22 protein-coding genes, 2 tRNA genes and 1 pseudogene are annotated in these 19177 nt (G+C 68.9%); 17 read left to right on the top strand and 8 right to left on the bottom strand.

The genetic code is table 11. The features are described 5' to 3' along the window. Window positions 1–352: 352 nt before the first annotated feature. Window positions 353–658 carry a hypothetical protein gene (locus tag Q8Q85_12680; GenBank protein MDP3775109.1) on the bottom strand — a complete coding sequence of 102 codons (306 nt, stop codon included), beginning with the start codon at window positions 656–658 and terminating at the stop codon, window positions 353–355. 294 nt (window positions 659–952) lie between these two features. After that, a pseudogene (locus Q8Q85_12675) lies at window positions 953–1369 on the bottom strand (tyrosine-type recombinase/integrase). Window positions 1370–1521: 152 nt separating this feature from the next. Between Q8Q85_12675 and Q8Q85_12670 the strand changes: the two are divergent. Continuing rightward, the gene (locus Q8Q85_12670) at window positions 1522–1737 is read left to right on the top strand and encodes a hypothetical protein (GenBank protein MDP3775108.1); all 216 of its coding nucleotides are present in this window, start codon (window positions 1522–1524) and stop codon (window positions 1735–1737) included. 55 nt (window positions 1738–1792) lie between these two features. On the opposite strand, the gene Q8Q85_12665 is transcribed toward Q8Q85_12670, so the two are convergent. Genes Q8Q85_12665 through Q8Q85_12655 form a run of 3 tightly spaced genes read right to left on the bottom strand, consistent with a single transcriptional unit; the run spans window position 1793 to window position 4505 of the window. Next, complete coding sequence (locus Q8Q85_12665) at window positions 1793–2752, bottom strand: 3-hydroxyacyl-CoA dehydrogenase NAD-binding domain-containing protein (protein ID MDP3775107.1); 960 nt, start codon at window positions 2750–2752, stop codon at window positions 1793–1795. A gap of 11 nt (window positions 2753–2763) precedes the next feature. Beyond that, window positions 2764–3708: a nucleoside hydrolase gene (locus Q8Q85_12660; GenBank protein ID MDP3775106.1), complete on the bottom strand. Its 945-nt coding sequence runs from the start codon at window positions 3706–3708 to the stop codon at window positions 2764–2766. Beyond that, window positions 3705–4505, bottom strand: coding sequence for a hypothetical protein (locus Q8Q85_12655; protein MDP3775105.1), 801 nt, complete (start codon window positions 4503–4505; stop codon window positions 3705–3707). The genes Q8Q85_12660 and Q8Q85_12655 overlap by 4 nt, the downstream gene beginning before the upstream one ends. A 44-nt stretch (window positions 4506–4549) precedes the next feature. Between Q8Q85_12655 and Q8Q85_12650 the strand changes: the two genes are divergently transcribed. The 4 genes from Q8Q85_12650 (at window position 4550) to Q8Q85_12635 (ending at window position 7825) form a co-directional block, all read left to right on the top strand. Next, window positions 4550–4687 (top strand): hypothetical protein, encoded by a 138-nt coding sequence (locus tag Q8Q85_12650; GenBank protein ID MDP3775104.1) that lies wholly within the window; start codon window positions 4550–4552, stop codon window positions 4685–4687. Window positions 4688–4742: 55 nt separating this feature from the next. Beyond that, the gene (locus Q8Q85_12645; protein ID MDP3775103.1) at window positions 4743–5342 is read left to right on the top strand and encodes a response regulator; all 600 of its coding nucleotides are present in this window, start codon (window positions 4743–4745) and stop codon (window positions 5340–5342) included. A gap of 201 nt (window positions 5343–5543) precedes the next feature. Beyond that, the gene (locus Q8Q85_12640; GenBank protein ID MDP3775102.1) at window positions 5544–6965 is read left to right on the top strand and encodes an APC family permease; all 1422 of its coding nucleotides are present in this window, start codon (window positions 5544–5546) and stop codon (window positions 6963–6965) included. A 32-nt stretch (window positions 6966–6997) separates the two neighbouring features. Next, window positions 6998–7825, top strand: coding sequence for a hypothetical protein (locus Q8Q85_12635; GenBank protein ID MDP3775101.1), 828 nt, complete (start codon window positions 6998–7000; stop codon window positions 7823–7825). Between the two features lie 32 nt (window positions 7826–7857). On the opposite strand, the gene Q8Q85_12630 is transcribed toward Q8Q85_12635, so the two are convergent. Further along, complete coding sequence (locus Q8Q85_12630) at window positions 7858–8028, bottom strand: hypothetical protein (GenBank protein ID MDP3775100.1); 171 nt, start codon at window positions 8026–8028, stop codon at window positions 7858–7860. Window positions 8029–8313: 285 nt separating this feature from the next. On the opposite strand from Q8Q85_12630, the gene Q8Q85_12625 reads away from it, so the two are divergent. The 9 genes from Q8Q85_12625 to rnz are packed head-to-tail and all read left to right on the top strand — an operon-like array spanning window position 8314 to window position 15789. Further along, entirely contained in the window at window positions 8314–10086 is a 1773-nt protein-coding gene (locus Q8Q85_12625) for an NAD+ synthase (GenBank protein MDP3775099.1), read from the top strand. Window position 10087: 1 nt separating this feature from the next. After that, window positions 10088–10564 (top strand): acyl-CoA thioesterase, encoded by a 477-nt coding sequence (locus Q8Q85_12620; protein ID MDP3775098.1) that lies wholly within the window; start codon window positions 10088–10090, stop codon window positions 10562–10564. Beyond that, window positions 10561–11439, top strand: coding sequence for a patatin-like phospholipase family protein (locus Q8Q85_12615; GenBank protein ID MDP3775097.1), 879 nt, complete (start codon window positions 10561–10563; stop codon window positions 11437–11439). Before Q8Q85_12620 ends, Q8Q85_12615 begins: the two co-directional genes overlap by 4 nt. Before the next feature lie 17 nt (window positions 11440–11456). Beyond that, the gene (locus tag Q8Q85_12610) at window positions 11457–11900 is read left to right on the top strand and encodes a DUF2203 domain-containing protein (protein ID MDP3775096.1); all 444 of its coding nucleotides are present in this window, start codon (window positions 11457–11459) and stop codon (window positions 11898–11900) included. Between the two features lie 3 nt (window positions 11901–11903). After that, window positions 11904–12362 carry a hypothetical protein gene (locus Q8Q85_12605; GenBank protein MDP3775095.1) on the top strand — a complete coding sequence of 153 codons (459 nt, stop codon included), beginning with the start codon at window positions 11904–11906 and terminating at the stop codon, window positions 12360–12362. 54 nt (window positions 12363–12416) lie between these two features. Further along, window positions 12417–13244, top strand: coding sequence for an ABC transporter permease (locus Q8Q85_12600; protein MDP3775094.1), 828 nt, complete (start codon window positions 12417–12419; stop codon window positions 13242–13244). Further along, window positions 13241–13993 carry an ATP-binding cassette domain-containing protein gene (locus Q8Q85_12595; protein ID MDP3775093.1) on the top strand — a complete coding sequence of 251 codons (753 nt, stop codon included), beginning with the start codon at window positions 13241–13243 and terminating at the stop codon, window positions 13991–13993. The genes Q8Q85_12600 and Q8Q85_12595 overlap by 4 nt, the downstream gene beginning before the upstream one ends. Further along, window positions 13993–14874 (top strand): MlaD family protein, encoded by an 882-nt coding sequence (locus Q8Q85_12590; GenBank protein ID MDP3775092.1) that lies wholly within the window; start codon window positions 13993–13995, stop codon window positions 14872–14874. Before Q8Q85_12595 ends, Q8Q85_12590 begins: the two co-directional genes overlap by 1 nt. Beyond that, entirely contained in the window at window positions 14875–15789 is a 915-nt protein-coding gene (gene rnz / locus Q8Q85_12585) for a ribonuclease Z (protein MDP3775091.1), read from the top strand. It abuts the gene before it with no gap. Here rnz and Q8Q85_12580 read toward each other — a convergent pair. Both Q8Q85_12580 and Q8Q85_12575 read right to left on the bottom strand, forming a co-directional pair. After that, window positions 15779–16762 (bottom strand): zinc-dependent alcohol dehydrogenase family protein, encoded by a 984-nt coding sequence (locus Q8Q85_12580; GenBank protein MDP3775090.1) that lies wholly within the window; start codon window positions 16760–16762, stop codon window positions 15779–15781. The two genes, rnz and Q8Q85_12580, sit on opposite strands and share 11 nt — an antisense overlap. A 20-nt stretch (window positions 16763–16782) precedes the next feature. Next, window positions 16783–17778 carry a VOC family protein gene (locus Q8Q85_12575; protein MDP3775089.1) on the bottom strand — a complete coding sequence of 332 codons (996 nt, stop codon included), beginning with the start codon at window positions 17776–17778 and terminating at the stop codon, window positions 16783–16785. 145 nt (window positions 17779–17923) lie between these two features. Between Q8Q85_12575 and Q8Q85_12570 the strand changes: the two genes are divergently transcribed. The 3 genes from Q8Q85_12570 to Q8Q85_12560 all read left to right on the top strand — a co-directional run. Then, a tRNA-Ala gene (locus tag Q8Q85_12570) sits at window positions 17924–17996 on the top strand. A gap of 42 nt (window positions 17997–18038) precedes the next feature. Beyond that, window positions 18039–18111, top strand: a tRNA-Gln gene (locus Q8Q85_12565). A gap of 130 nt (window positions 18112–18241) precedes the next feature. Continuing rightward, window positions 18242–19177 (top strand): hypothetical protein (locus tag Q8Q85_12560; protein MDP3775088.1); only part of this gene is annotated, 936 nt, incomplete at its 3' end.

Here is a 19177-nt window from a genome sequence, read left to right as displayed (position 1 = left end):
ACGACCCGGCCGGCACCGGGTTGCCGACAAAGGAGAACGGGGCGGGCACGTACATCATGTTCGCGGGCACCCCGTGGGCGCACGTGATGATCTATCAGGACCCGAACCAGATGGCCGCGCCGGGGCGTCGGTAGCCCGCTGCTGGGGTCCGCGCGGCTAGGATCAAGGATTAAGAGCTCAATGCAGGAAGTGGGGCCACCGGGCAGGCCTGTGTTGCGGCCTAACGAATAGCGCTTCAGTTGCGGGCCGCCCAGACCGTGCCCGGCGCCTACCTCTAAGGGTAGAGGGCGGCCCGGCAACTGCAAGCGCTGGTTAGGCGCTGACCGCCAGCCGGGACGGCGTTACTGAGACGTCACGCTGGCGTATCTTGCTCGCGCGCCGCGCCGCCCGCAGGCAACTGCGGCGATCGCTGCGCCAGCATGCGCTCGGCGAAATCCTGCCGCTCCGCGAGTTCCTCCAGCTGCCGCTGGAGTGATTCGACGGCGCCAATCATTCTGGTGTCGAGATCGCTTCCGGAGGGCAGGGGAGTCGCCGGCGGCTCTGGTGGACGCAGCATCATTCGTTCCCGCCAGTACATCCAACGGGCACCAAGGCCGAAGCCGAGGACTGGTAGCGCGGCGATGGCGAGGTAGCCCCACCACTCCAACACAGGGAACATCGAGCCTCCTCTTCAGCAGCGGCCACCCGAGCAGGGATGGCCGGCGGGAGTGCGCCTAACTAGTAATTGAACAGAACTGTCTAGCACGCCGGTCGAGCATCTCCTCGCAACCTATCGCTCGCCGGAGCGCGGGCGAAAAGCGGTTCAACCCCCCGGCACCAACGAAGATGCGGCCGCGGCGGGCCGAACCCCAGCCGGTGATAGACTGCACGAGATCGCGGTCTATCCGCAAGGCCTCGGCCCGGCGGTGGCGAAGGTACGGGTGTCGGCCGGCCCGCCGTGTTGGCGGCGGCGCTACGCGATGGCGCCCGGACGACGCTGAGGAACGGGGGTTGCCGACAGCTCGAGCAGCCCATCCGCGGGACTCCGAACCCCGAGACCGCCCCGGTTGAGCACGTGGGTGTAGATCATCGTGGTGCGCACGTCGCGGTGGCCCAGCAACTCCTGGACAGTCCGGATGTCGTAGCCGGATTCCAGGAGGTGGGTGGCGAAGGAGTGCCGCAGACTGTGGCAGGTGGCCCGCTTGCCGGTCCCGGTGGCGCGCACGGCCGCCACGAAAGAGCGCTGCACCAGCGAGGGGTGCAGGTGATGACGCCGGCGCTCGCCCGTCCGCCGGTCCTGGTACATCCGCCGCGCCGGAAAGACCCACTGCCACGCCCACTCGCCAGGAGCTTCGGGGTACTTGCGATCCAGCGCGTCGGGCAGCTCGACCCGCCCGGCACCGGCCGCGGGCTCAAATGGCGCACCCGCATCGTCTCGCGCACTCGCTCCAACAGCTTGCTCCGGCGGGACGGCAGCACATCGTGACCCGGATTCACGACTACATCATGGCGGGAAGATGCGCCGCTGCCAAGTGAAAAATCGTGCGAACCGTATCGAAAAGCGCGAGCTACACCAGGAACCGCGCCGACCGCTCGAACATCGCCGGCCATCGGGCGGAGGCGGCTCGGTCCGTGACGCCGGGGGACGAGTCGGAGAAGAAGTACGACGCCCAGTTCAGGGTGGTGTTCGACGCGATCCGCGAGCTGATGGTGCCGCCGGCACCGGTGCGTCGGCGGATCGGGTTCCGCCAGGGATGAGCTGTAGCTGCCACCTTCCACCTTCGATCCGCTGCAACTCTGCAACCCTGCAACTCTACTGCTTCCTGGCGGCCTCCAAACCTTTGAGTATGGCCGCCAATCGCCTGTCCCTCGCCTCCCGTATCGTCTCCAGCTTGTCGCCGTACGCTCTCTCGATCTGACTCGTCAGCGCCCGCACCTGCTCCGGTTCGAGCTTGGTCCACTGCGCCAGACTCCCCCACCACGTTTCGAACGACATCAACAGCTGCTGCAGGAAGACGTTCACTCCGCCCTCACCGGCGCCCAGGTGGTAGGTGAGATGTGGGCCGGCAGCGGCCCATCCCAACCCGGGGCCGAGTGAGACGGCGCGGTCGATGTCGTCGACGTCCATGACGCCGCTCAAGACCAGGTCAATGCACTCGCGCCAGACGGCGGCGGAGATGCGGCCCACCGCGTTGCCCGGCACTTCGCGCTTCAGCGTGATCGGGATCCTGCCCAGCGTCCGCAACCAGCCCCGGACCGTCTCGGTGGTCGCTGGGGCGGTGAACTTCCCCGGTACCACCTCGACGAGGGGGATCAGCTCCGGCGGGTTCAGCGAGTGGGCGACGATGCAGCGTGACTGGTCGCGGCAGCGGGAGGCGATCTCGGTGATCGGGAGTCCGCTGGAGGACGAGGAGATCACCGCATCGGGGCGGGCCACCTGGTCGATGTTGTCGAACACCCGCTGCTTGAGCGACAGGTCCTCCTTCACCGACTCGATGATCCAGTCGGCCTCCCCGCAAGCCTGGAGGAGCGAACGGCCGAGCCGCACCTGTCGCAGCCCAGCCTCCACCGTCTCCCCTTGGGCCCGCCCTACCGCGACCAGCGCGCGGGCGCGGCGGGCTACCTCGGCGACGGCGCGATCGGCGGTGTTCACCTCGGTGTCGTAGAGGGCGGTGTGCCAGCCGTTAGCGGCGGAGAGCGCGGCCCAGCCACGGCCGATCGTTCCCACGCCGACGATGGCGACCTTGACCACTTGGGGAGCCGGTGTCGTCATGGCCGCGAAAGCTACGGTGCGAAATCGGCGTCCGTAAGCCAGCGACCGAAGAGGTGTTCCAGCAACAGTTCGCGCACCCGGCGCGCGTCGAAGTCCCGGTAGACCATGATCCGCGGATCGCCGGCGTCCAGGTCGCCGATGGTCGTCCGACCCCGCTCCGGCCCTTCGGAGAGGTCCACGCCGACCGGGATGGGTTCCGCGCGCCCCCACGACGGCTCGAGGGCGAGCGCGACGGCGAGCGGATCGTTGATGACGGCGCCGTGCAGGCCCTCGACGTCTTGGTGGAACCGCACGTAGAAGCCGAGCAACCGGCCGAACCAGCGCGCATCTTCGTCCGGGTGGGTGGCGAGCTTGGCGACCGCGGCGGCCGGGATCACGAGCCGCCGCGTCACGTCGAGGCCCACCATGACGGTGCCCAGCCCCGCGGTGAATACCTCGCGCGCCGCCTCGGGATCGCACCAGACGTTGAACTCGGAGTGCGGCCCGGTGTTGCTGGCGGCCGCGATGTTGCCGCCCATCGCCACGTGCCGGACGACGCGCGCTCGCACGAAGTCCGCGTCGAGCCGGAGCGCGAGCGCGAGATTGGTGAGCGGGCCGAGCGTGACGAGGACGACCGGCTCCCGGGCCGCGCGCAGCGCATCGCGCAACGCGCTGCCGGACGGATGGACCGGGTCGGGAGGGGGCGCGGCGTGGTCACCCAGACCATCAGCTCCATGCGTCTCCTTTGCCGTCACGAGCGGCCGAGTGAGCGGGCGGTCCCAGCCGGGGAGCACGAGCGTTTCGGCCGGCGCCCTCGCCAGGACAATCCGCGCATTCCGCGCCGCGAGGTCCAGCGTGGTGTTGCCGTAGGTGACCGACACGGCGCGCAGGTCCGCCCGGCTCCATCGCGCCGCGAGGATCAGCGCGAGCGCGTCGTCGATGCCCGGGTCGGTATCGATGACGACCGGTACGCTCATCGGCCCCCGAGCCCTCCGTGCGCGGCGATCCACTGCGCCCGCCGTGCCTCCGCCGCGCTCAGGTACGCCAGCTGCTGGCTGATGAGGCGCGTCATCGTTCCTTTGGCAAAGTCCCACGGCGCCGACTTGAGTACCGATGGTTCGCTGGACTTGGGGTGGTGGTTCAGGCCGTAGTGCGCGTGCGCCTGGCTCGACCCGCCGGTGAGCTTCCCCATGTTCAGCGTCATCGGATCGAACGGGATCGTGTCGCCGCCGCTGGTGAGCCGCGGAGCTCCATTGGCGCGCCGCCATAGCCGGTCCTGGTTGCGCCGGTCCAGGTCCACGTAGATCGAGCCGAGCTGGAGCGCGCTCTCGAGAGTGATTCGGGCGCCGGGTCGGTACTGGGGGTGCGGATCCAGCGCGCTGTCCGTCGCGGAGCGGGCGCGATACACGGCGGCGACCGAGTCCAGACCCAGCACCAGCGCCTGGCCGTTCATCATCAGCAGCTCCTTCATCGCGCGGGCATCGAATGATCCCGGCGTCGGGTAGCGGGCGCGGAAAGCGTTGCGCAGGCCGGCGTCCGGCAGCGCCCGCGCTCGCGCGTAGAACCAGCCGCGGAACCGGTCCACGGCGGCGTCCGTCGCGCCGGCGAGCGTGTCGCGCGCTACGGCGAGCCCCGATGGGGCGCGCGAGGCGCCGAGGGCGCTGGCGGGGAGCGCGTCGTGGATGAAGATGGCGTAGCCGAGGGCGACGCCCGGCGCGGCGAGGAGCGCGCCAACGATGGCTATCCGGAAGGAATGAGCAGACGGGACACGCATGGACGGAAGTTGCGCGTCCGAGCCCCGCGTTGCCAATTCGGCTGATGTCCGCCGCCATTCTCCTGGGAACGCAGGGCTGGAACTACCCGGCATGGACCGGACCGTTCTACCCCGGGCACACCAAGCCGTCCGATTTCCTGGTCGAGCCTCAGAAGCTGGCGGACCAGACCGAGTTGTTCTAGGTTGTCGCCTATGACCGCATCCACTCAGCCGGCAAGCGGCGAAGGCCGCCGGGTCTTGATCATCGATGATGACGAAGCCGTCCTCAAGGGACTTTCGGAGTACTTCGGGCGCCTGCGGTACGAAGTGGTTCGGGCCGCTACCGGAAAACAGGGTGTCGCCGCGTTCGAGTCGCAGGAACCCGACGTCACCATCCTCGACCTCAGACTCCCGGACGTCGACGGCCTCCAGGTGCTCGAGATCCTGCGCAGGAAGCGGGCGCTCGTCATCCTCCTCACCGGCTACGGTGACATCCCGACCGCGGTCCAGGCGATGCAGATGGGCGCGGAGAACTTCCTCACCAAGCCGGTGGATCTGCGGCACCTCGTGGCGACGGTCGAGCGCTCGATCGAGAAGCTGGAACTTCGCCGAGAGAACACCCGCCTGCGGCAGCTCATTCCCACCACGCGCAGGAGCGTCGTCCAGGTGCTGGTCACCCTGGCGCTGATCGCGGGGTCGCTGATGGTCGGCCGCATCGTCGGAAGCCTCGGGGGCGAAACCAGGGCGCCTCCGGCCATCGCGCCGACCCGGCGCCCGCCCAACCAGATGCCCGAGGTGCGCGACTCGCTGATCTACCCGGCGCAGCCGCCCCCGGAGCCCCCGCAGCAGCGGCGATGAAACATTTCGGGTCGTTCGGCGTATTATGAGAGTGGGACGACAAGCAACGTCCCTGATTCCGCCGTTACGACGTTCCTCATGACGTTTTTGTCCGCCGCCTGGCGGACCGAGCGGAAAGCCGGACGAAAGCCCGGTTGATTCGAAGCGGGGTCGGCGCCACCCAGGCGACCGGCCCCTTTTTCGCTTACTTTCTGCGGCACCATGAGCCCGCCCCAGCTCAAACGCGTTCTCTCGCTCACCGATGTAGTGCTGTTCAATGTCACCGTCATCTTCAGCCTGCGCGGGATGGCGACCGGCGCCAAGATGGGGCCGGCATCCATCCTGCTTTGGCTGCTCGCCATCGGCGCGTTCTTCGTTCCAGTTGGCCTGGTGGTGGCTGAGATGGCCACGCGCGACCCGGCGGAGGGCGGCTTCTACCGGTGGACCCGCCGTGCCTTCGGCGACGCTCACGGCTTCATCTGCGCCTGGTTCTACTGGGTCACGAACCTCACCTACCTCCCCTCGCTCCTCTTCTTCCTCGCGGCCAATCTGGTCTTCGTGGTTGCGCGCCCGGGCCTCGGCGATGACCCGTGGTTCGTAGTGCCGCTCGCCCTGGGCGTACTGTGGTTCACGGCCTGGCTCAATATCCGAGGTCTGTCGCTTGGCAAGCGGGTCACCAATGGTGGAGCCGCGGCGAGCTGGATCGCCGCCGTCCTGCTGATCGCCGCGGGCATCACTGCGTTCCTGCGATTCGGGTCGGCCACGCCATGGCACTGGTCGGAGGTGAGCCGGTCGCTGGGCGATGTCCGGACCGTCGCCTACTTCGGGACGCTCTCGTTCGCCCTGGTGGGGCTCGAGTTCGCACCCGTGATGGGCGACGAGATCAAGGAGCCTCGGCGCGTGCTGCCCAGGGCCCTGCTGATCTCCGGAGCGATGATCGCCGTGCTCTACATCCTCGGCACCTCGGCGATCCTGGTGGCCGTTCCGCCCGCGGAAGTGAGCCCGATATCGGGAGGGCTCGGCGCCGTTCAGGCGGTAGCCGGCCACGCCGGCTGGCGCTGGCTCCCGGTTCTTACGGCGGTCCTGGTGTCATTCTCGGTCCTCGGCGGCGTGGGCGCGTGGCTGGGCGGCATGGCGCGCATCCCGTACGCCGCGGGCCTCGACCGCTTCCTGCCGCCGTCGCTGGCCACGCTGCACCCCAAGTACGGCACGCCGCACGTCTCGATCGTCGTCCAGACCGCCCTCACCAGCGTGCTCATCGTGGCGTCGCAGGCCGGCTCGACTGTGCGAGAGGCGTACCTCATCCTTCTCGACATGACCATCACCATGAACTTCATCCCGTTCCTCTACATCTTCCTCGCGGCGGCGCGGCTTCGCCGCCCGGACGACGGGCCGGAGGTCGCGCGGATTCCCGGAGGACGAATCGGGCTCCGGCTGGTCACGACGCTCGGACTCAGCGCGACGATCCTCACGATGGTCACATCGGTGATCCCGCCATCCGACGTGGCGAACCCGGCGCTCTTCGAAGCCAAGCTGTGGGGCGGACTGGCTTTCTTTTCGGCAGCGGGATACGTGCTGTTCCGGCGCTTCAGCCGGACTGCGGCGAACGGCCTTGCCGAAAAGAACAGCATCACGACATCATAATGTCATCATACAGACACGGTCGGCTTTCCGCCTTGATCATCGGCGTGTCCCTCTCGACGCTCGCCTGCGGCAATGAGACGGCGCGCTCGCCGAGTCCCCTGGGGTTCCGCTGGCCCGACCGGTTCGCCTACGGCTTCGAGTACGTTTCAGAAACGCAGCGCGACGGGCAGCGGCTCGTCCGCTACGAGGAGCGCAAGACGATCAGGTTCGCGGTGCGCGAGGGCCGGTACCTGGTCTGGCACGACAGCGTGCTCAAGGTGACGTCCATGCCGGGCCGCCCGGCGACGCTAGAAGCAAACTCTTCTGGGGACACGCTGCAGTTCTACCTGGAGGTCGGGCGGCTCGGTGAGCTGTCGGGCGTCGAGCCCGGATGCGACCCGGTGGTCCCGGCCTGTGCGGAAGTGCGCGCATCGGCGCTTCCGTTGGAGCTCCGCCACGTGATTCCGCGGCTTCCCGTCTGGTCCGCGCCGGCCGGAGCAACATGGAGCGACTCGCTGCCCTTCGACGACCCGCGGCGCGCCCCCGGGGGGGGCTCGAGCGGCTACGTTCTCACCGCCTACCGCTCGGCGGGGGACACGCTCATCGCGGCGCGGGCGTACTGGGTGATCCGGTGGAGCTCGGTCCGGCGCGCTTTCAGGAGCGCAGGCGGCGGACTCGGCATCACGGCAGACCAGCCGGTCCAGGAGACAGGGGTGGTTTTCGTGGACAAGGAGGAGTCGCTGCCGGTGTACGCGGTGTGGGCGGGGGCGCTGGCGGCGCCTCCCCAACTCCGGGCGATCGGCGTCACCGGGAGCGGATTCCGCGGACGGGCGTACATCCCGGGCTCGGCGTTCGACCCGAATCTCTCTGGTGGACCGTAAGTCTTACCGTGCGGGCAGGGGATCCGGGAGCTCTAGTAGGCGCTGACATCCCTGATCTGGTCCAGCTTCACCCGCATCCGCTCGCCGCTGTCCCGCCGTCTGGCCTCGAGGTATTGCGTCCCGCCCTGCCGATACCAGGTGCGTGGCTGCACCTCGACCTCGCCCTCGTCCAGCTTCAGCCGAATCACTCCGCGAAGTATCATCGCCGCCTCCAGCCTGGTCCGGAACGGGTAGTGGCCGCTCGGCGCCTCATGCGAGCTGGAAGACAGATGCATCGGGGTGCGTCTCCTGTCGGCTGCTTGAGCTTCAGGTATCGGCGGGACGACGGACAAAATGTACATCAAGAGGGCGGGAGTCGGTGAGGCTGGTCACCTCATACAGACGCGCAGACGCGCAGACGCACAGACGCGCAGACGCACAGACGCACCGACGCACCGACGCGCGGCGGTAGGCGAGCGCGAGTCCCGGACGCTATCTTCCACCTCCACATGCTGCGCCTTGCCATAACCCAGTTCAAGCCCGCCAAGGGCGACTACGCCGAGAACCTGGCTCGCGTCGGAAGGGTCCTGGAAGGGATCGCCGGCCGGAAGGATCCGCCCGATGTGCTGGTCCTGCCTGAGGCGGCCATGACCGGCTACCTCCTCGAGGGAGGTGTCAGGGACCTCGCGGTCAGTGCCGGGACCCTGTTCGAGGACCTGGTAGCCGTTCACGAGCGCGGGGGCGGGCCGCCGATCGATATTGCCGTGGGCTTCTACGAGAAGTGGCGCGGCCACCTGTACAACTCCGCTCTCTACGCGACGCTGGGCGGCCCGTCGGCCGGCGTCACCCACGTCCACCGCAAGGTCTTCCTGCCCACCTACGGGGTCTTCGACGAGGAGCGCTTCGTCGAGGCCGGCCTTTCCGTGCAGGCCTTCGACACCCGATTCGGGCGCATCGCGATCGTGATCTGCGAGGACGCCTGGCACTCGCTCGCCCCGACGATCGCCGCCCTGGACGGGGCGCAGCTGATACTGGTTCCCTCCGCGTCACCGGCGAGGGGGACTCAGCCTCTGGAGGAGACGGTCGCGCGGCCGGCGAACGTCTCGCGCTGGGAGAGGATCGCGCGGCACGTGGCGGAAGAGCACGGGGTGTGGGTGGCGGTGGCGCAACTCGTCGGCTTCGAAGGCGGCAAGGGCTTCGCGGGGGGTTCGGTCGTGGTGACGCCTCGGGGCGACGTGCTGGTGCGCGGTCCCCTGTGGGACGAGGCGCTGCTCGAGGCCGTGGTGGATTTCGACGAGGTGGGCCGGGCACGGGCGGACCTGCCGCTGCTGGCGGACCTGGAGACGCGTCTGCCGCACCTGATAGACGGCCTGCGGAGTTCGGAGCGGACCAAGGTCAGGTTCGATCCGTCGGTGAAGAAAGACGGGCGGACGGGCGGACGGACGGACGGACAGATCGCTGCCGCCGACCCGCTGGCGATGGACTGCGCGCTGGTCGAGCGTTGGCTGCTCGAGTTCATCCGGGCGGAAGTCCACCAACGGCGCGGGTTCGAGCAGGTGGTGGTCGGGCTTTCGGGTGGGGTGGACAGCGCCGTGACAGCCTACCTTGCCGCCAAGGCGCTCGGGCCTAAGAGCGTGGGTGCATTCATGCTTCCGTATCGCACCTCGAACCCGGAGAGCCTCGAACACGCGCAGCTGGTGGCGAAAGCGCTCGGCATCCAGGTCCGGACGATCGATGTGTCGAGTGCGGTGGACGGCTACCTGAACGCCTCCGAGCCCGACGCGGACCCGTCGCGACGGGGCAACGTCATGGCGCGGGCGCGCATGATCGTCCTGTTCGACCAGTCGGCCAAGCTCAAGGCGCTGCCGCTGGGCACCGGCAACAAGACCGAACGCCTCCTGGGCTACTTCACCTGGCATGCGGACGATTCGCCTCCCATCAACCCGATCGGCGACCTCTTCAAGACCCAGGTCTGGGCGCTGGCGCGCCACCTCGGGGTGCCGAAAGAGATCGTAGAGAAGCCCGCGACCGCCGACCTCATCAGGGGCCAGACCGACGAAGGCGACCTCGGCATCCCCTACGCCAAGGCCGACCGGATCCTGTACTGGCTGCTGCGCGGGTTCCGCCCCGAGGAGATAGTGGCGCTGGGCTTCACGGCCAAGGAAGTGGGGCTCGTGGAGAGGCGGCTCGGCGCGACGCACTGGAAGCGCAAGCTGCCGACGGTCGCGATGCTGAGCCAGACCGCTATCGGCGACTATTACCTCCGGCCGGTGGACTACTGACGTGGATGGACGCCCTCCGCGCCTGTCGCACACCACGATAGCCGAAGTCATGATGCCGCACATGGCCAACGTGATGGGTAGCGTGCACGGCGGCGTTGTCCTCGGCATGCTCGACCGCGTCGCCGCGGTGAGCGCGATCCGGCATGCGAAACGGGTCTGCGTCACGGTGTCCGTGGACCGGGTGCACTTCCGCGAGCCTATCCACCTGGGCGAGCTGGTCACGATGCACGCGAGCGTCAACTACGCGCACCGCACCTCGATCGAGGTAGGAGTGCGGGTGGAGGCCGAGAACCTCCTCACCGGCACGAAGCGGCACACCAACAGCTCGTACCTCACTTTCGTGGCGATAGACGAGAACGGTCGCCCGGTGCCGGTGCCGCCGGTGATCCCCGAGACCGACGAGGAGAAGATCCGGTTTCGGGAAGCGGAGGCGCGGCGGACAGCCCGGATCGCCGAGGCGGCTGGACCCGCGAGGTGAAGCCGGAGCGCGTCGTCGCGGTGTTGTCGGGCGGCGGCATGAAGGCGATGGCGCACGTAGGAGCGCTGCACGCGCTGACGGAGGCGGGACTCGCGCCGGCCGAGTTGATCGCGACATCGGGCGGGGCGCTGATCGCGGCGCTGATCGCGGGCGGGATGCCTTACGAGAAGATCGTACCGCTGGTCTGCGGGATGCGCCGGGAGGACGTATTCGTCGTCAACCGCGCGGGTCTGATGCTGCGAGGCATCGGCGCGGCGAGCGTGCTCAAGCCGGAGCCGGCGCGGGCGTTCCTTCGCCGCATCCTCCCCGTGGACGACTTCGCGTCGCTCAGGCTGCCGATGCGGCTCACGGCGGTGGACGTGGACAGCGGCCGCCTGGAGGTCTTCGGTTCGGCGGGACGGACGGACTGCACGGTGTCGGAGGCCGTGTACGCCTCCATGGCGCTCCCGCTCTACTTCCCGCCTGCGACCATCGGCGGGCACCGATATGCGGACGGCGGGCTCCTTCAGGTCCTGCCGCTCGAGCTGGCCGCGGACAGCGGCGCGGACCTCGTGGTCGCGGTGGACGTGGGGCCGGTGCTCGAGGGGCCGCCGCCCTGGATGCCAAGATCGCCGGCGCTGCTCGCTGCCAGCGATCGCGCGCTGGCCATCCTCATGGCCGACCAGAAAGCGCGGACAGTCGCGGCCTGGCGGGAGGACCCGAGGCGCCCGCAGCTGCTGCTGGTCGAACCGGCGGTGGACCGGCACGGGACCTTCACCTTCGACCGCACGGTAGAATTCATCGAGGCGGGATATCGGGCCGGGCATGCGGCGTTGGCCGGCAGGGCGGCAGGGCGGAACGGCGGAACGGCGGCAGGACGAATCGGGAAGACGTAGTTCGAAAGGTGGGTCGGTTGGCCGAGGACGCAAAGGTGTTCACCATCGAGGGCGCGAACCGGACCTTGCCGCTGGTGCGGCGGATCGTGGACGACGTCGTCGCCGAGCATCCCCGTTGGCAGGAGCTGGTGGCGCGCCACGAGGTGGTGGCGGCCAACTCGCGGCCGGAGTGGGGAGAGTCGCCGGAGCAGCAGTCGCTGCGCCGCCAGATCGACGCGGTGGCCGAGCGGATCAATGGCTACGTAGCGGAGCTGGAGTCCGTCGGCTGCCTTCTCAAGGGGTTGGAGCAGGGGTTGGTGGACTTCTACGGACGCCATGAGGGGCGGCTGATCTGCCTCTGCTGGCGCCACGGCGAGGATGCGGTGAGCCACTGGCACGAGGTGGACGCCGGTTTCTCGGGACGTCAGGAGATCACGGCGGATTTCGTGGCGGCCGAGGCTTCCATGGGTGACGGGAGATAGGCGGTGCTTCTCTTCCTCCACTGGGTCGGCTTCTCGGTGTGGCTCGGCGCCCAGATGACCTTCATGGTCTGGGGCATGGCGGCGAAGAAGGCGGGACTCGAATCCTGGGCCCATACCTGGATCACTCTCGAGAAGGTACAGCGCGTCATGGTGCTGCCGGCCGCAGTGATCGCGACGGTGTCGGGCATCGTGCTCACGATGCGCCTCGCCGCGCAGCCGGGCGACATGGGCGGCGCGGTCTGGCTGATGGGGATGCAGGGCGCGGGCCTGGTGGCCGGCATCCTGGCGATTTTCGTAGTCACGCCGCTCACCGGCAAGATGGCGCGCGCGGCGAAACGAAGCCTCGATGCGGGGGAGCGCAGGCCCGAGGCCGAGCCGGTGCGGGTGAAGCTCGCCTGGGCCGGCACGATCGCCGGGAACCTGATTCTGCTGTCGCTGGGGTTCGTGGCGTTCGGGAGATAGGGCGTCAAGACGGTGAAGAAGATGTGAAGGAAGGATCTGCGCGAGCTAGATAATATGGATCAGACGGCCAGAGTGACCGGCGAGCATCGCGTGCCGTTGCCGTACAGCGTGAGGATCTCGCACGCGTTCGGACGGCCGGCGGTAGGCGCGCTCGAGCACGTCGGGCGGCTGGGGATGCTGGTGGTCGAGCTGGTCCGTGCTCTGCCGGAATACCGCGTCTGGTTCCCGCGCGCGATCGAGCAGTGCATGAGCGTGGGTTATGGCAGCCTCTTCCTCATCATCATCACTTCGGGGTTCGTGGGCGGCGTCACCGCGATCCAGGCCGGCTACCAGTTCACCGGAAACATCCCGCTCTATCTGGTGGGCACGGTCATCACCGAGAGCATGATCCTCGAGATGGGGCCGGTCTTCACCGGCCTGCTGCTGGCCGGGCGCATCGGCGCGCGCTACGCCGCGGAGCTCGGGACGATGCGGGTCACCGAGCAGATCGACGCGCTCGAATCCCTCGGCCGGAACCCGGTGTCGCACCTCATCCTGCCGCGGGTCCTCGCCGGGCTGTTGATGGTGCCGGCGTTGGTCGTGGTCGCCGACGTGACGGGCATCATCACCGGGTGGTGGGCGGCCAAGCGCACGCTCGGGATCACCGACTACGACTTCGCCTACGGCTCGCGGTACTTCTTCCGAACCTTCGACATCTGGTACTCGGTGATCAAGGCCGAGGCGTTCGGGGCGGTAGTGACGATCGTGCCCTGCTACGTGGGCGTGTCGGTGACCGAGGGCGCTGAAGGGGTCGGGCGCGCGGCAACCCGCGCGGTGGTGGCCGCATCGGTGTTGATCCTGCTGCTCGACGTGGTCCTGGCCAAGGTCCTGCTGCCGTCGTGATCGAGCTCAGGGACGTGCACAAGAAGTTCGGCCGCCACGTGGTGCTTGACGGCGTGAACTTCTCGGTGGAGAAGGGCGAGACGGTCGCGCTGCTCGGCCCGTCGGGTACGGGCAAGAGCGTGCTGCTCAAGCACATCATCGGGCTGATCAAGCCCGACAGCGGCGAGGTGCTGGTGGACGGGGTATCGGTGCCGAACCTGGGCCGGAAGCAGCTTTCGAAGCTGCGGCGGAAGATCGGCTACGCCTTCCAAAACGGCGCGCTGTTCGATTCCATGAGCGTCTACGAGAACATCCGGCTCGGCATCTCGGACGAGTCGTGCTATGCTGACCGCGGGTTCTGCGACTCCCGGGTGGCCGAGTGCCTCGAGCTGGTGAACCTGGGGCCCGAGGTGGGGCGGCTGATGCCGGCGTCGCTCTCGGGAGGGATGCGCAAGCGGGTGGGCATCGCGCGGGCGATAGCCGGGCACCCTGAGTATCTTCTTTACGACGAGCCGACCTCGGGACTCGACCCGGTGAACGCGGATGCGATGGACGCGCTCATCCAGCGGCTTCAGGTAGAGCTGAAGGTGACCAGCATCGTGGTGTCGCACGACGTTCGGGGCTCGTTCAAGGTGGCCGACCGGATCGCCCTCCTGGACCACGGGAAGATCCGCAAGGTGGGCACCGCGGAGGAGTTCATGGCGGCGAAGGACGAGGTGGTGCGCCAGTTCCTCGAACGGGACTTCGAGGTCGCGGAGCTGGAGGCCTGATGGAGTTGCGCTACCGGCGGGAGGCCGCGGTCGGTTTCTTCATCCTCGTCGCGGCGGCGATATTCGTCTATCTGCTGCTGTGGCTGAAGAACACGTCGCTGCGGACGGGCGAGCTGGTACGCACCACGTTCGACGACGTGGTGGGGCTCAAGGAGGGCGACCCGGTCCGGACTTCAGGTGTCACCGTCGGCAGGGTGAGAAAGGTAGAGCTCGACGCGCCGGGACAGGTCTCGGTCTATCTGGAGCTGAGCCAGGGCGGGCAGGCCAAACGGGACGCCAGGGCGGCGGTGAAGGCCCTCGACTTCTTCGGCGCGCGGTATGTCGATTACCAGCCCGGCACGGCGAGCGAGCCGCTGGACTCGCTGATCCGCGGGACGCGGGACCAGGACCTGTCGGAGATGGCGGCGGGACTCTCGGATCGGGGGCGCGAGCTGCTCGCGAACACCACGGAGATGTTCGCTCCCTCCACGACCCACGAGCTGCGCGCGGTGCTGGTCCAGGCGCGGCGGTCGCTCCAGCAGCTCGGCAACGCGGGCCAGGCCCCGTCGCAGGAGCTGACCCGGGCGCTGGTCAGCCTGCGCCAGGTGTTCCAGCGGATGGACCTCCTCCTGGCCCGGAACACGACGCCGGCCACCGAGACGATGGGTCACATGCGCGACGCCAGCGCGAGCCTGGCTCAGGTCACTTCGACGCTGACGCGCACCAGCGCAACCCTCGACTCGCTCATGACGAAGATCAACAGCGGGCGCGGCGCCGTGGGCCAGCTTTTCAACGACACCACGATCGTCGGGGACCTGCGGCGCACCAACACGGCGCTCGCCGACCTGCTCACCGACTTCAAGGCCAACCCCGGCCGCTATATCCACGTCAGCGTCTTCTAGTTGCTCAAGGTCCTATTCCTCGGCACTTCCGCAGCCCGGCCCACGGTGGAGAGGAACGTCTCCGGGCTGGTCGTGACGCGCGAAGGGGAGAGTCTGCTGTTCGAGTGCGGCGAGGGCACCCAGCGGCAGATGATGCGCAACGGCGTGACCTTTGCGCTCAACGACATCTTCTTCACCCACTTCCACGCGGACCACTACCTGGGCGTCATCGGCCTGATGCGAACGCTTGGCCTCCAGGGCCGCACCGACCCCATGCGGCTCTTCGGCCCGCGGGGCGCGAAGCGCGTCCTCGAGAAGGCGCTCCAGCTCGGCGCGGAGCGGGCGCCGTTCGTGGTCGAGGTGCGCGAGGTGGAGCCGGGCGAAACGCTCGCTCGCGACGGCTACGATCTCCGGGTGTTCGGGGTGGAGCACGGCTCGCACGCGGTGGGCTTTGCGCTGATCGAAAGGGACCGCCTGGGCCGGTTCGATCCGGAGTCGGCGCGCGCGGCCGGGGTGCCCGAGGGGCCGTTCTGGGGCAAGCTCCAGCGCGGGCATGCGGTGACGCTCGACGACGGCCGAGTGGTGGGGCCCGAAGGGATCGTGAGCGCGCCGCGGTCGGGCCGCAAAGTCGTGTACTCGGGCGATACGCGGCCGTGCGCGGCCACGGTGGAGATCGCGCGCGGCGCGGACCTGATCGTCCACGAGGCCACCTTCGGCGAGGAGGAGAAGGAGCGCGCGGTGGAGACCGGGCACTCGACGGCGCGTGAGGCGGCGGAAGTGGCCCGGGACGCGGGCGCGCGGCGGCTGGCGCTCACCCACCTTTCGGCCCGCTACTCGCGGGACGCCACAGTGCTGCTGGACGAGGCGCGGGCGGTCTTTCCCGAGACCGTGGTGGCCAAGGACGGCATGGAGATCGACGTCCCGTTCAGGGAGTGAGCACCGCCGCTCCCCGCACCTCACCCGCCCGCAACCGCGCCAGCGCCGCATTCGCCTCGGCGAGCGGGAAGGGCTCGATCTCCGTCCGCACCGGAACCTGGGGTGCGATCCGCAGGAACTCCTCGCCGTCCTTCCGCGTCAGGTTCGCGACCGAGCGAACGACGCGCTCGCCCCACAGGATCTGGTAGGGGAACGAGGGGATGTCGCTCATGTGGATGCCCGCGCACACCACGGTCCCGCCTTTGGCGACGGCGCGAAGGGCGGCTGGAAGGAGCTGGCCCGCCGGCGCGTAAATGATCGCGGCGTCGAGCGGCTCGGGCGCGGGCTGGTCGGAGTCGCCCGCCCACTCAGCGCCGAGGTCGAGGGCGAAGCGCCGAGCCGCCAGGTCACCGGGCCGGGTGAACGCGAACAGGCGGCGCCCCTGCCGGCGCGCCAGCTGCGCGACGATGTGCGCGGCGGCGCCGAATCCATAGATGCCGAGCCGCTCGGCGTCCCCGGCGGCGACGAGGGAGCGGTAGCCGATGAGGCCGGCGCAGAGGAGCGGTGCGGCCTCCCGGTCGGTGAAGCCGGCCGGTATGGGGAAGCAGAAGCGCTCGTCGGCGACCGTGTACTCCGCGTATCCGCCATCGATCTGGTAGCCGGTGAAGCGGGCGCGATCGCAGAGGTTCTCTCGGCCGGAGCGGCAGTAGCGGCAGGTCCCGCAGGTCCAGCCCAACCACGGCACGCCGACGCGGTCTCCCTTCGCGAAGCGAGTGACGCCACGGCCGTTTTCGACCACGGACCCGACGATCTCATGGCCGAGGACGAGGGGAAGTTTGGGATCCTTCAGCTCTCCGTCGGCCAGGTGGAGATCGGTGCGACAAACGCCGCAGGCCCGCACTTCGAGCAGCACCTGGCCGGGGCCGGGGATCGGGCGTTCGAGGTCGGTCGCGCGAAGCGGGCGACCCGGGGCGTCGAGGAGCATGGCGCGCATGGCGCCGTCGCGCTCGGCCGCTAGCGGAGGCGGCCCTTCCGGCGGGCCGTGCGCTTCGCGGGCTTCTTCTTGCTACGCAGGGGCTTTCTCGTCTTTGCGGCGCGGCGGGCCGGCTTCCGCTTGGCCTGCTTCCTCGCGGTCTTCTTCTTGGCGCTCTTGGTCTTCTTCTTCGTCGTCTTCTTCGCCGGCGCCGCTTTCGGCTTGGCGGCGCGCTTCGCCGGCCTGGCCGCGACGACCGCGGCCACCGCAACGGCGTGCACGGCGAACGCCGCCCCCTGCGGGTCCATGCACTGGTAGATGCGATCCCCGCCCGGGGGGTCCATCGGGCCGTTCAGGATCTTCCCGCCGAGCTTGGTGGCGAGCGCGGCGGCCTTGTCCGCATCCGGCACCCGCGCGTAGCAGAGCCAATGGGGCGGAGCGGGCATCTCAGGCGGCTTGTTGTAGATTCCGCCCAGTGTGACCCCTAGGCGGCCGAACATCAGGTACATGCCCCCCGGGCCCATGTCCATGACGTCGGTCTTCTCCCAGCCGAACAGCGCGCGGTAGAAGTCGAACGCGGCCTTCCAATCGGTGGTGGCCAGCTCGTGCCAGGAGAACTCGCCCACGCGGGGCTTGCCGTCGTGTCCGGACGTTTCGCCGGCGGGCTGATAGGCGGCGAAGACCGCGCCCTGCGGGTCGGACATGACGGCCATGCGGCCCACGTTGGGCACGTCGATCATGCCGGAAAGGGGCTTGGCGCCCAATCTGTAGGCGTGGGCGACGGTGTCGTCCACGTTGGGCGTGGAGCCGTACCAGAGCCAGTGGGGGGGCGCGCCCATCCTCTTTGCGTCGTCGGGGAGCGCCATGAGCCCGCCGATCGGCACGCCGTCCGCGGACCACATGCGATAGGAGGGATCCTGCTCCCAGGGGATGAGTCCCCAGCCGACGACCTTGGTGTAGAACGCCGCAGCGGCGTCGGTGTCGGTGGTGAGCAATTCGTGCCAGCAGAACCGGCCGAGGGGGATGGTTCCGGCCATCGTCGTACTCCGCAATGGGGGACGGCAAAGATGCGGCGGGGACGTGGCGCCGGTAAGGGCAGGCGCCGTTTCAGCTTGGCGAGCGGAGGTGTAGGGTCTGCGGGTTGAGCAACTTGGCGGGCCCGGCTACCTTTCGCGCCTCACTGGGGCTGTAGCTCAGCTGGGAGAGCGCCTGGATCGCACCCAGGAGGCCAGGGGTTCGAGCCCCCTCAGCTCCACTGCGCGTCTGTCGCGTCTGCGCGTCTGACAACTGTCATTTCTGCCCCTTGGTGTAACTGGCAACACGCCTGACTCTGGATCAGGAGAGTCCTGGTTCGAGCCCAGGAGGGGCAACTCGAAGCGCCGGCCATCGTGCCGGCGCTTCTTTCTTGCCGGAGCGCGGCGCGACCCTTGCCGCCGGCCCCGCGCCGCTCCAATCTCCAGCGTGCCTCCCGGCTCACCCCAACCTCGACTCGATACGCCCATGCGCCACATCGCACTGCTCGCCGGCCTGGTACTCTGCCCGTTCACCCAGGCAGCGGCCCAGGACACCACCCGCTTCGCCCACGGCGACACGCTGCGCGGATCCAACGGCCCGGCGCGCGCCTGGTGGGACGCGACCTTCTACGACCTCCACGTCCGCGTGAACCCCGCCGACAGCACCATCCGCGGCTGGAACGGGATCACCTACCGCGTGCTCGGCCCTCCGGCCCCGCCCGCGCGGGAGATGCAGATCGACCTCCAGGTCCCGATGGAGATGGACAGCGTGGTGCAGGACCGGCGGAACCTCACCTGGCGCCGCGACGGCAACGCCTTCTTCGTGAGGCTCACCGCCCTGCAGCGCACGGGCGACGTCAAGACCGTCACGGTCCACTACCACGGCACGCCGCGCGTGGCCCCGCGCCCGCCGTGGGACGGCGGCTACACCTGGACCCGCGACAGCAGCGGCGGTCTCTGGATCGCGACGTCGAACGAAGGGCTCGGCGCGAGCGTCTGGTGGCCCAACAAGGACATCCCGGCCGACGAGCCGGACAGCCAGCGCATCGCCATCACCGTGCCCGATCCGCTCGTGGACGTCTCGAACGGGCGGCTCCGCAGCACCACGCCTAACGGCGACAGCACCACCACCTTCGAGTGGTTCGTCACCGCGCCCATCAACAACTACAATGTCGTGGTCAACGCCGGTCGCTACGCCCACTTCAGCGACACCCTCACCGGGGAGGCGGGCCGCCTGACGCTGGACTTCTGGCCCCTGGCCGAGCACCTCGAGGCGGCGCGCCGGCAGTTCCAGCAGGTGACTCCGATGCTACGCTGCTTCGAGCACTGGTTCGGCCCGTATCCCTGGTACGAGGACGGCTACAAGCTCATCGAGGCGCCCCACCTGGGGATGGAGCACCAGAGCGGCATCGCCTACGGCAAC

Source organism: Gemmatimonadales bacterium (assembly GCA_030697825.1).
Classification (GTDB): Bacteria; Gemmatimonadota; Gemmatimonadetes; order Gemmatimonadales; family JACORV01; genus JACORV01.
Note: the sequence above shows the minus strand (reverse complement) of the source record. Positions and strands in the feature narration are given on the sequence as shown.